An 11,189-nucleotide genomic window follows, 5' to 3' on the forward strand; every position below is an offset into this window, starting at 1 on the left:
ACGAAGGCCTGGCGCCTCACGCAACGTCACGCGAGACCGCGTCACCTTAGCGTTTGCTGTAAATCTTCGCGACCCCGCAGGTAGACGTGTATGCATGCGTCGCCCGGCGGTGACGGGGCCGCCGTCACCGCCGGGTGTCGTCCATCCACTCAGGAACCGGGCTTGACCTGGCCTGATGTCGTCGTGGAGGGCGTCGGGGCCGGCACGGAGGCCGACGGGGTCGCACCGGCCGGGTCCGCTGACGGCGACGGGGTCGGGGCGCCCGGGGAGGGGCTGGCCCACGGCAGCGGAGCCGGGGAGGCCGGCGCCCACGGCAGCCGCGGCGGCGTGACGTCCGGACAGGCCGGATAGACGATGCGCCACTCCCAGTTCGCGTCGAACGCGTTGTGGTTGCCCTGCGCGCACCAGCCGACCAGGACCGGGTTGCCGTCCTGGTCGACCAGCCGTGCGCCCTGGACGACCTGCCCGTCCGGGCCGAGCACGAACACGTCGCTGACCTGGTCGTACGGGTTGGCGGCGTACCCGCCGACGGGCTGGCCGTCCCAGTAGCGCGTGCTGCGGCCGTCGGCATCGGACCACAGCACCAGCCCGAACACCGCCAGCACCGCCGTCGCCCCGCCCAGCGCGATCCGGGCGGAGCGCCGCGCCGGCGGCCGGGCGGCGGTGCGCCGGCCAAGCCAGATGGAGCCGACCACGAAGCCCGCCAGCACGAGCAGGCCGAGCAGCGTGCTGCCCTCCAGGCGGGGCAGCAGGCCCAGCCCGTCGTGGTCGCGCCACAGCTGCGCCACCAGCATCGCCGCCAGCCAGCCGCGCACCACCCACCAGGCGGGGCGCAGCAGCGCCAGGAAGTCGCCGAGCCGCTCGTACCCGATGACCGGGCCGAGCCTGCGGTCCAGCACGTGCCAGCGCCCCCGCACCCGGCTCACGACGCGCCCGGCCCAGACCGCGGGCCGGCTGGGACCCCCCGGGTGGCCCAGCGTGGCACGCAGCTCGGCGGCGTACGCGCCGGGCGCGCCCAGCCGGTCGGCGAGGGTCGCGCCGCCGCCCTCCGCCCTGAGCTCCGCCGCCACCTCGGCCAGGTGCGCCGGGAGGTCCTCCAGCAGGTCGTTGCGCACGTCCTCGGGCAGGTCGGCCAGGGCCGCGCCGACCTTCGCCGCGTACTGCGCGATGTCGCCGTGCTCGCTCATGCTCTGCTCGCTCATGCCTTCTCCTCGCTGCGCTCGTCGGCGGCACGAGTGCCGGTCCATTCGATTCGCTCGCCGCGCTCGCTCATGCCGGCTCCCGCAGCAGTGTGTTCATGGTGGACGCGAACTCGCGCCAGACCTCGCCGCCCTGCTTGAGCTGGGCGCGTCCGGCGGGGTTGAGGGCGTAGTACTTGCGGTGCGGCCCCTCCTCGGAGGGGACCACGTAGGTCGTCAGGTAACCGGCGGCGAACAGCCGGCGCAGGGTGCCGTAGACCGAGGCGTCCCCGATCTCGGACAGCCCCGCGCTCCGCAGGCGGCGGAGGATGTCGTACCCGTAGCCGTCGTCGTCGCGGAGCACGGCGAGCACGGCCAGGTCGAGCACCCCCTTGAGGAGCTGAGAGGTATCCACGCGAAGCACGGTACTGTCTTATGCGCAGTACCACAAGCAAGACACTAGTCGCTCACCCGGCGAGTCCTGGTCAGTGCAGGATGGAGGCGGCGATGCCGTCGAGGATGTCGTGCTCGGAGACCGTGATCTCGGGGAAGCCGGTCTGCCGCATGATCTCCCGGAGGATCAGCGCGCCCGCGGTGATGACGTCCACCCGCCCGGGGTGCAGCACCGGGATCGCGGCGCGCGCCGCGTGGTCCAGCGCGGACAGCCGCGCGGTCAGCTCCTCCACGCTCGCGGCCGGCAGCACCGAGTGGTGGATGCGGGCGGAGTCGTAGCGGTCCAGGCCCAGCGCGATGCCGGCCAGCGTGGTCACCGTGCCCGCCACCCCGACCAGCGTCGCCGGCCCGGTGCCCACGTGCGCCAGCGCCCGCGCCACCTGCGCGTCGATGTCGCGGGCCGCCTCGGCCAGCTGCTGCGGGGTGGGCGGGTCGGCGGGCAGGTGCCGCTCGGTCATCCGCACCGCGCCGATGTCCATGCTGATCGAGCTGGTCACCGACCGGCCGCCCCGAACGAACTCCGTCGAGCCGCCGCCGATGTCCACGACCAGGAACGGCCCCTCGCCGGCCAGGCCCGACACCGCGCCGGCGAAGGACAGCGCGGCCTCCTGCGTACCGCTGATGATCTCGGCGGGCTGCCCGAGGGTCACCCGCACCATGCCGTGGAAGTCGGCCGCGTTGGCGGCGTCACGGCTGGCGCTGGTGGCCACCATCCGGATCCGGCTCACCCCGTGCGCCTCGATGACCTCGCGGTACTCCGCCAGCGCGACGCGGGTGCGCTCGATCGCCGCCGGGTCGAGCCGACCGGTTAGGTCGACCCCGGCGCCCAGGCGCACGATGCGCATGCGGCGTTCCAGGTCGCGCTCGCCGTCGGTGACCAGCAGGCGGATCGAGTTGGTGCCGCAGTCGATCGCGGCGACGGCTTCTCCCACCAGCCGACCCTAGAGGTGCAGCAGCATGCGGGTGTTGCCGAGGGTGTTGGGTTTGACCCGCTCCAGGCCCAGGAACTCGGCGACACCCTCGTCGTACGAGCGCAGCAGCTGCTCGTACACCGGCGGCGGCACCGGCGCGCCGTCGATCTCGGCGAAGCCGAACGAGCCGAAGAAGCGCGTCTCGAAGGTCAGCACGAACACCCGGCGGACCCCGAGCTCACGCGCGTCGTCCAGCAGCGCCTCGACGATCTGGTGGCCCACCCGGCGGCCGCGCCAGGACGCGTCCACCGCGACCGTGCGGATCTCGGCGAGGTCCTCCCACAGCACGTGCAGCGCGCCGCAGCCGACCACCGCGCCGTCGTCGTCCACCGCCACCCGGAACTCCGGCACGTCCTCGTAGATGGCCACGGTGGCCTTGCTGAGCAGCCGCCGTTCGCCGCTGTAGGTGTCGATCAGGCGGCGGATGCCGCGCACGTCGGCCGTGCGCGCCTTGCGGACCGTGAGCTCACTCAACGCAGGGACCCGCCGCCCACCACGGCTCCACCAGGGAGATCACCTCGTCGCCGAACGGGTTGACGCCCGGCCCCACGGCCAGCGCGTGCCCCAGGTGCACGTGCAGGCACTTCACCCGCTCGGGCATGCCGCCCGCCGAGACGTTCTCGATCTCCGGCACGTGGCCGACCGCCTCGCGCCGGGTCAGGTAGTCCTCGTGCGCCCGCAGGTAGGCCGCGCGCAGCTCAGGGTCCTCGCGCAGCTGCGCGGCCATCTCCTTCATCAGGCCGGACGACTCCAGCCGGCTGCACTCCGCGGTCGCCCGCGGGCAGGTCAGGTAGAACAGCGTCGGGAAGGGGGTGCCGTCGGGCAGCCGGGGCACCGTCTCCACCACGTCCGGCTTGCCGCACGGGCAGCGGTGCGCCACCGCGCGCGTGCCGCGCGTGGGCCGGCCGAGCTGCGCCCGGACCGCGGCGAGATCCTCCTCGGTCGCCTCCTGCCGCACCGGTGCCGGCACGAGGTCGCGATCCATATGAGCTGCTCCTTCAGTTCTTGCGGTCCGGCTCCGGCTCCAGGCGGGTCCAGAGCTTGCCGTACCAGCTGTCCGGCGGCGGCGGGGGCGCCTGCTCGGCGCCGGTGTCCTTGTCGGTCTGCTTCTCCGGGTCCCAGATCGGCACCAGCGGGGTCTGCCCCGGATACACCCAGTAGAAGCGGCGGCGGACCTGAGCCTTGATGTACTCGTCGTCCTTCCACTTCTCGGCCTGCCGCTCCAGCCCGGCGATGCGCTCCTGCTGCTCCAGCTGCGACTGGCGCAACGCCTCGATCTCGGCGAGCTGGGTCAGGTAGACCCGCACCGGGTAGGCGTAGCCCAGCGCGAGCGCGGCCAGGATCACCAGCAGCACGGTCGCGCGCCCGGTGAGGCCGTTCGGGTTCGGCGCGGTGGTGCGCTTGGCGGCGCCCGCGGCGGCTGCGCGCCGGGCGGCCGCCGGGCGGCTCAGCGAGCGCTCACCCTCACGGGCGCGCACCCCGGCCTTGCCCGCGCCGGCGCCGCGGCCGCCGTCCCGGGGGCGACGCACCGGCCCCTGCCCACCTGGCTGCCGCCGCTGCATCACCCCTCCCCTCCGTGGTGATCGAAGCCCCTTCCATGTCGTACGCATCGCATGAAAGGAGCTTCGATCACATGCTAGGCCTTGCGGCCACGCGCCGTCACTTTCCCGCGCTGTTGCGCGGCAGGGCCTACTTTGCCGCGCTGTAGCGCGGGAATGCGGCCGCGCCGGCGTAGCGGGCCGCGTCGGCCAGCTCCTCCTCGATGCGCAGCAGCTGGTTGTACTTGGCGACGCGGTCCGAGCGGGCCGGTGCGCCGGTCTTGATCTGGCCGCAGTTCAGCGCCACCGCGAGATCGGCGATGGTGGTGTCCTCGGTCTCGCCCGAGCGGTGGCTCATCATGGTGCGGAACCCGCTGCGGTGCGCCAGCTCGACGGCGTCGAAGGTCTCCGTCAGCGAACCGATCTGGTTCACCTTGACCAGCACCGCGTTGGCCGCGCTCTCGGCGATGCCGCGGGCGATGCGGGTCGGGTTGGTGACGAACAGGTCGTCGCCGACGATCTGGATCCGGCCGCCGAGCTGCGCGGTCATCGCGCTCCAGCCCGCCCAGTCGTCCTCGGCCAGCGGGTCCTCGATGGACACGATCGGGTACGACTCCGCCAGCTTGGCGTAGTAGGCGATCATCTCCTCGCGGGACTTCGCGACGCCCTCGAAGGTGTAGACGTCGTTGTCGAAGAACTCGGTCGCCGCCACGTCCAGCGCCAGCACGATGTCGGTGCCCAGGGAGTAGCCCGCGGCCTGCACGGCCTCGGCGATCAGGTCCAGCGCCGCGGCGTTGGTCGGCAGGCTCGGCGCGAAGCCGCCCTCGTCGCCCAGGCCGGTGGACAGGCCCTTCTTCTTCAGCACGCTCTTGAGCGCGTGGTAGACCTCCGCGCCCGAGCGCAGCGCCTCGCGGAAGCTCGGCGCGCCGATCGGCGCGATCATGAACTCCTGGATGTCCACGTTGGAGTCGGCGTGCGCGCCGCCGTTCATGATGTTCATCATCGGCACCGGCAGCAGGTGCGCGTTCGGGCCGCCGAGGTAGCGGAACAGGCTAAGCTCCGCGCTCTTCGCGGCCGCCTTCGCCACCGCCAGCGAGACGCCCAGGATCGCGTTGGCGCCCAGCACGGACTTGTCCGGGGTGCCGTCCAGCTCCAGCATCTTGGCGTCGATCAGGCGCTGCTCGCTGGCCTCGTACCCGATGAGCTGGTCGACGATCTGGTCCTCGATGTTCGAGACGGCCTTCTCGACGCCCTTGCCCAGGTAGCGGCTCTTGTCGCCGTCCCGCAGCTCCAGTGCCTCGTAGGCGCCGGTGGAGGCGCCGGACGGCACCGCGGCGCGGGCGATGGTGCCGTCGTCGAGACCGACCTCGACCTCGACGGTCGGATTACCGCGGGAGTCGAGGATCTCCCGGGCTACGAAGCCTTCAATGGTGGCCACGTGTGCTCCCTCGTTCGTGTGCGCTCACAGGCGTGGTCGTCGGCAATGACAGCCTGACCGGAGCGGCAGGTGCGTACCTGGGCAGCCTATCGAGCCGTCACGGCGCCGGGGTCCGCGGCCGGTGGTCCGTCACCCGCGCGCCCTCGGGAAGGTCGAAGACCGCCGCCGGCGGGCGGTTGGTCATGTGCAGCAGTGCCTGGTCCACGCTGACCCCGCCGACCACACCGGAGAAGTCGGCGAGCACGCCCTCGGCGGTGACGCACACGGTGAACCCGGCCGCCTCCGCGTCGGTGAGCCCGGAGACCTCCAGGCAGGTGGCCTGCCGGCCGGCCAGCGTCGCGTCGGACGCCTCCACGCTGGCCTGCGACTGCAGCTGCGCCGCCTGCAGCAGGTCCGCCACGACCGGGGCGGTGACCAGCCCGTGCCTGGTCACCTCGGTGTAGCCGGTCAGCGCCGCCGGGCCCGCGCCGGGCACCGGGCGGATCTGGCAGCGCGCCGGGCGCACCGCGGTCACGCACGCGGTCTGCCCGTCGGCGTCCACCAGCAGCCGGCCACCGGGGTACGCGAAGACGGTGCGCAGCGGGCCGGTCTGCTGCGAGATCGCGCCCCGGGCCCCGTTGGCCAGCAGGTACTCGGCGTGGTAGCCGTGCTGCGTGGCGCGCTGCAGCTGGGTGGTCATGTCGGCGATCAGGCGCGCGCGGTCGGGCGCGACCCCGTCGTCGGTGATGACCTGGCAGCCGGTGAGGGCGAGCAGCGCGCACAGCAGGGGGGCCAACGTGACACGCATGGCCGACAGCCTCCCCCATCGGCCCCGCGCCGCGCAAACCATCACACCGAGAGCAGTGTGCGCAGGTGGCGCGGGGGCGGCGAGCCGAAGGACAGCATGCGGTCGTGCCACTCGCGCACGGTGACCCCGGCCGGGCGCATCCGGGCGATCTCCGCGACCTCCGCCCAGCCCACGAAGTACGTCGACAGCTGCGTCGAGGAGAGCAGGCTGCGGCGCCACTTGCCCGCCGCCTCGCCCTCCTCCTGGAAGCCCCGGCCCAGCATCATCGCCATGCCGTCGGCCTCGCTCAGGTCCTCGCAGTGCACCAGCTGGTCCAGGATCGCGTTGATGCTCATCCGCAGCTGCATCTTCAGCTGCGAGGCGCGCACCGGCAGGCCGCCGTACCCGCGCTCGACCATCGCCTGCTCGGCGTAGACGGCCCAGCCCTCCACGAACGGGCCCGAGTGGCCCAGCGCCCGCACCCGGGTGCTGCCCCGGTAGCGGCGGGCGTGTGCCAGCTGCAGGAAGTGGCCGGGCATCGCCTCGTGCACGGTCAGGTTGCGCAGGGCGTGGTCGTTGTACTCGCGGTAGAACGACTCGACCCGCTGCGCCGGCCAGCCCGCCGGGGTCGGCGCGATGCAGTAGAACGTCGGCACCACCGCGGTCTCCAGCGCGCCCGGCGGGTCGCAGTACGCCACCGCGACGCCCCGCGCGAACTCCGGCATCTCCTCGATCACCAGCGGGTCGTCGATCAGCGTGACCAGGTCGTGCTCGCGTACGAACGCGGTGGTCTCCTCGACCGCGTGGTAGGCCAGGCCCACGATGGAGGAGTCGTCCGGGTGCTCCGCGGCGATCATGTCCAGCGCGCGGCGCACCGTGTGATCGTCGGCCGGACCGCCCGCCAGCTCCGCGGCGACCTCACGCAGCTCGGCGGCGACCCGCTCCATGTTCTCCTGCGCGCGCTTGAGCACCTCGGCCGCGCCCAGCTCGGTGTCCAGGGTGTGCCACAGCTTCGCCTCCCACAGCCGGCGGCCCAGCCGGGGGTCGCGGCCCTCGCCGCGCTCGGCCTGCTCGCCGCACCAGGCCGCGAAGTCGTCCAGGGCCAGCACCGCGGCCGCCGCGATCGGCTGGACCTGCTCGGCCAGGCCCGGCTCCTGCACCAGCAGCCGCGGCAGCTCACCACGCACCAGCGCGGCGGTCCCGGCGAACTGGCCCGCGGCGGTCTCCAGGTGGATCCGGGGCGCGTCGCGCAGCACCGTCCGGGCCGTGGCCAGCGCGTCCGGGATGTGCATGAGCCGCCCGGCCAGCGCGTGCAGCCGCTGCTCGACCGGGGCGAAGGGCCGCGCGATCAGGGCGTGCAGCAGCGCGCCCGGGTTGTGCCGCAGCGGATTCCACTGGTACGACCGCACCTCGGTCAGCTCGAACAGCTGCCGGTCGACCAGGGAGCTGAGGATCGCGTGGTCGACCCGCTCCGCCTGGTCCAGGCTGTCGGGGTCCACCTGCGACAGCGCGCCCGCCGCGTCGCGCAGCATGCCGACGTCGGCGGTGACGCCGTCCGGGGACAGGTCGGGCAGCCGGTCGTCGAAACGGTGGTCGCCGGCCGACGCGGCCAGCTCCGGCGACGACTCCAGCAGCGCGTCGCAGATGTGCTCGGCCAGCGGAGCGAAGTCCAGCGTCATCGCCCCAACCTACCGGCCCCTCCCCCACCCGCCGCCCACGCCCGCCCAAGATCGCCCGATTTGCCTGGCAGATGGGCGTATCTTGACCCCGCTTTCGCCCATCTGCCAGGCAAGTCGAGCGATCTTGGCGCGACGCGACGCGGCGGGACGGGTCAGTTCCGGGTGGGGAGGGAGGCGGCGTAGCGGCGGAGCTCCTCGCGCAGGGCGGCCTCGGCGTCGATGTCGGGGCCGGCCGCGGCGACCAGCGCCAGCAGCCGCCCGCCCAGCGTGTCGGCCGGCTCGGGCTGCGGCAGGCCGTGCCGCGCGATCCGGGTGAGCACCTTCGCGGCCAGGGTCAGCGACGGCAGCGACCAGGTGATCCCGTCCAGCGCCGAGCCCGCCGGAGCACCGGCGTGGCCTTTCTCCTCGGCCTTGATCCGCTCCCAGTTCGCGATGATCTCGTCGACGTCGTCGACGGGCGTATCCGCGAACACGTGCGGGTTGCGCCGGATCATCTTGGCCACGAAGTCCCCGGCCACGTCGTCGACGTTCCAGGCGGCGCCCTCGGGCAGCTCCTGGGCCAGCTGGGCGTGGAAGAGCACCTGCAGCAGCACGTCGCCCATCTCGTCGCGCAGCGCCGCGTGGTCCCCGGCGACGATGGCGTCGTACGCCTCGTACGCCTCCTCCAGCAGGTACTTCGCCAGGGTGCGGTGGGTCTGCTCGGCCCGCCACGGGTCCGTCGCCTGCAACCGGTCGGTCACCGCCACCGCGTCCAGCAGGCGCGCGCCGGGCGGGTCCCACGAGCCGTACATCAGCTCCAGCTCGGCCAGCCCCGGCTCGCGGGCCAGGCGCAGGCCCAGCTCACGCGCGAGGAACTCGTCGCCGGCCGGCCCGGCCAGCCACACCGCGACCGGCTGGGCGGCGTCCAGCAGCAGCGCGGCGTTCGGCTCGGGCAGCACGGTCACCGTCGCGCCGGAGGCGCGCAGCGCCGTGGTCGTCTCGCTCTCCACTGCGGTCAGCACCGGGTGCGCGCGCACGAGATCCCAGGCGGCGGCGGTGAGCAGCCCCGCCGGCATCCGGGGCGAGGTGACGAGCAGGACGATCCGGCGGGACACCGTCAGCCGTTGGTCACCGCGGTGGACGCCTGCTGACCGAGCGCGGCGCTGATCGCGGGGCCCTGGTTGAACGCCAGCAGCGGGAAGCTCAGCGTGCGGTAGCGCGGATTGATCGACACGCCCAGCTTGTCGGCGGCCTGGACCAGCTGCACGCGGTCGCCCAGCGCGTCGGCGACCTGGCCGCCCGCGGCCAGCTGCGGCTTGACCTTGTCGAAGGCGTTGTCCGGGTTCGCCGGGTCGATCGCACCGACCGCGACGCCGTTGTCGTACACCTCGCGCAGGTCGGCGTCGGTGGGCGTGACCGGCTTGGAGGGCAGCGCCTCGCGGCACGCCTGCATCCGGGCCTGCAGGAGCGCGAGCTCCGGCTGGCCGCTCTGCGTCTGCGGCGGCGGAACGGTCACCCCGGCGGTCTGCGCGGCCTGCTGGCAGACCTTGTCCATGACCAGCAGCTGCACGACCTCGTAGCGCTCCGGCAGGTTCTGCGGGTCCATGTTCGGCAGCGACTTCACCTCGTCGACCAGCTTGGTCACCTGGTCCTCGGTGAACGTCTGGTCCCCGACGTACGCGGCGACGTTCGGGTTCGACCGGCATGCGGCCAGGGCCAGCATGGCGGCGAAGATGCCAGCTGCGGCGGTCAGACGGCGCACGAGATCCTCCAGAGACACGCTCTTACCCGGCAACTGTCTCACGAACGGAGTCTCCGGGAGATCTCAGGGTCGATTCAGGTGTTCGGAGGGTCCGCAAACAGGCATCGGCACGGCAGAATTCCGCCCGTGACGACGCAGACGCTTCCCCGCACCACCTCGGCCTGGGTGGGACTGGCCCGCACCGGGCCCGACGCGGCACAGGCCCCCGCGGTGGTCGCCGCCGTCTACCGGCTCTGGCTGGTCGCCTTCGCGCTGAAGATGCTCGGCTCCAGCTGGGACATGTCGTGGCACTTCAAGTGGCTGCGCGACGACCTCGCCCCGCCGCACCTGCTCAACACCGCCGGCACGGTCATCGTGGTGGTCCTGGTGCTGTTCCAGGCGTACCACGACGTGGGCGTCGACGCGCTCGCCAAGCGCCTGATGGTCGGCGGCACCGCGACCTTCCTGGTGGCCATCCCGATCGACATCCTGAACCACCGGATCAACGGGCTGGACATCACGGCGTGGAGCGCCAGCCACGCGCTGCTGTACATCGGCACGGCGTTCATGCTGCTCGGCGTCGCCCGCGGCTACTGGATCTCGACGCCGCCCAGCCGCGCCCGCGTGCTGATCAGCGCCGCCATCTGGGGCTTCTTCCTGGAGAACGTGCTCTTCCCGAGCCAGCACCAGGAGTACGGCGTGCTCTCGCTGGAGTCCTGGCGGGCCGGCGCGCCGACCGCGGAGCCGATCCTGCTGGAGTTCGCCGCCGGGCAGATCGGCCGCCAGGTCGACGACATCGCCGTGCAGGGCTTCGCGCTGCCGGTCGGCCCCTGGGTGTACCCGGCCTGGGTCGTCGGCGCCGCGCTGCTGACCCTCGTCGCCGCCCGCGCCTTCGTCGGCGCGCGCTGGACCGCCACCGCCATCGCCGCCTCCTACCTGGCGTACCGCCTGGTCATGTGGGGTCTGCTGGCCGGCACCGGCTTCCCGAAGTCCATCCCGCCGTTCCTGCTGCTCGCCGGTGCCGTCGTCATCGACCTGGTGTTCCTGGCCTTCGCCGCCCGGGGCGCGAAGGCGCTCATCCCGCGGCAGGCGGGCCCGGAGCGCCTCACCGTGAAGACGAGCGGCTCGGGCCTGGTCCCGGCGCTGGCCGTGGCCGTGCTCGGCGCGGCGATCGCCACCGCGGCCACCGCGGGCGCGGCCTGGCTGCAGGACTTCGTCATCGGCACCCCGCCGATCGACTACGCCGCCTTCGGCTACGGCTTCGCCGCCCTCGCCCTCGGCTGGGCCCTCATCGCCGCGGTCACCCGCCCCCGCCAGGCCGCCTGACCACCGCGCTCACCGAAGGCGGGCCGCCCCGGAGGAGTCCGGGGCGTCGTCGGGCAGCGCCTGGTCGGAGCGGACCTCGACGGTCTCGACCGGGATGCCGCGCGCCTCGGCGCCGACGCC

Annotated in this window: 12 protein-coding genes; 1 reads left to right on the forward strand and 11 read right to left on the reverse strand. The window is 73.2% G+C overall.

Annotation, left to right across the window (positions count from 1 at the left end):
- Positions 1–149: 149 nt before the first annotated feature.
- The 11 genes from AB0J67_RS21095 to AB0J67_RS21145 all read right to left on the reverse strand — a co-directional run bounded on the left by AB0J67_RS21095 (position 150) and on the right by AB0J67_RS21145 (position 9,764).
- Entirely contained in the window at positions 150–1,202 is a 1,053-nt protein-coding gene (locus AB0J67_RS21095; RefSeq protein ID WP_363485098.1) for a hypothetical protein, read from the reverse strand.
- A gap of 67 nt (positions 1,203–1,269) precedes the next feature.
- Positions 1,270–1,593 (reverse strand): PadR family transcriptional regulator, encoded by a 324-nt coding sequence (locus AB0J67_RS21100; RefSeq protein WP_363485099.1) that lies wholly within the window; start codon positions 1,591–1,593, stop codon positions 1,270–1,272.
- A gap of 70 nt (positions 1,594–1,663) precedes the next feature.
- Positions 1,664–2,563 (reverse strand): Ppx/GppA phosphatase family protein, encoded by a 900-nt coding sequence (locus tag AB0J67_RS21105; protein WP_363485100.1) that lies wholly within the window; start codon positions 2,561–2,563, stop codon positions 1,664–1,666.
- 9 nt (positions 2,564–2,572) lie between these two features.
- Positions 2,573–3,076, reverse strand: a complete 504-nt coding sequence (locus tag AB0J67_RS21110) for an amino-acid N-acetyltransferase (protein WP_363485101.1) — start codon at positions 3,074–3,076, stop codon at positions 2,573–2,575.
- Positions 3,069–3,587, reverse strand: coding sequence for a DUF501 domain-containing protein (locus AB0J67_RS21115; protein WP_363485102.1), 519 nt, complete (start codon positions 3,585–3,587; stop codon positions 3,069–3,071). The genes AB0J67_RS21110 and AB0J67_RS21115 overlap by 8 nt, the downstream gene beginning before the upstream one ends.
- Positions 3,588–3,600: 13 nt before the next feature.
- A complete protein-coding gene (locus AB0J67_RS21120; protein WP_363485103.1) occupies positions 3,601–4,131 on the reverse strand; it encodes a septum formation initiator family protein in 531 nt (176 codons plus the stop codon).
- 160 nt (positions 4,132–4,291) lie between these two features.
- Positions 4,292–5,578, reverse strand: coding sequence for a phosphopyruvate hydratase (gene eno / locus AB0J67_RS21125; RefSeq protein WP_363485104.1), 1,287 nt, complete (start codon positions 5,576–5,578; stop codon positions 4,292–4,294).
- A 97-nt stretch (positions 5,579–5,675) separates the two neighbouring features.
- A complete protein-coding gene (locus AB0J67_RS21130) occupies positions 5,676–6,365 on the reverse strand; it encodes a hypothetical protein (protein WP_363485105.1) in 690 nt (229 codons plus the stop codon).
- 41 nt (positions 6,366–6,406) lie between these two features.
- Positions 6,407–8,023: a DUF885 domain-containing protein gene (locus AB0J67_RS21135; RefSeq protein ID WP_363485106.1), complete on the reverse strand. Its 1,617-nt coding sequence runs from the start codon at positions 8,021–8,023 to the stop codon at positions 6,407–6,409.
- 152 nt (positions 8,024–8,175) lie between these two features.
- Positions 8,176–9,117 carry a MazG family protein gene (locus tag AB0J67_RS21140; RefSeq protein WP_363485107.1) on the reverse strand — a complete coding sequence of 314 codons (942 nt, stop codon included), beginning with the start codon at positions 9,115–9,117 and terminating at the stop codon, positions 8,176–8,178.
- Positions 9,118–9,119: 2 nt separating this feature from the next.
- Positions 9,120–9,764, reverse strand: a complete 645-nt coding sequence (locus tag AB0J67_RS21145) for a hypothetical protein (protein ID WP_363485108.1) — start codon at positions 9,762–9,764, stop codon at positions 9,120–9,122.
- 126 nt (positions 9,765–9,890) lie between these two features.
- Between AB0J67_RS21145 and AB0J67_RS21150 the strand changes: the two genes are divergently transcribed.
- Positions 9,891–11,069, forward strand: coding sequence for a hypothetical protein (locus tag AB0J67_RS21150; RefSeq protein ID WP_363485109.1), 1,179 nt, complete (start codon positions 9,891–9,893; stop codon positions 11,067–11,069).
- Positions 11,070–11,189 lie beyond the last annotated feature (120 nt).

This window comes from Catellatospora sp. NPDC049609 (genome assembly GCF_040675365.1).
Lineage (GTDB): Bacteria > Actinomycetota > Actinomycetes > Mycobacteriales > Micromonosporaceae > Catellatospora.

Bases quoted from the DNA above. Each gene is read 5' to 3' on its own strand.
- AB0J67_RS21095 (WP_363485098.1), bottom strand. From the start codon at position 1,202: ATGAGCGAGCAGAGCATGAGCGAGCACGGCGACATCGCGCAGTACGCG.
- AB0J67_RS21115 (WP_363485102.1), bottom strand. From the start codon at position 3,587: ATGGATCGCGACCTCGTGCCGGCACCGGTGCGGCAGGAGGCGACCGAG.
- AB0J67_RS21130 (WP_363485105.1), bottom strand. From the start codon at position 6,365: ATGCGTGTCACGTTGGCCCCCCTGCTGTGCGCGCTGCTCGCCCTCACC.
- AB0J67_RS21135 (WP_363485106.1), bottom strand. From the start codon at position 8,023: ATGACGCTGGACTTCGCTCCGCTGGCCGAGCACATCTGCGACGCGCTG.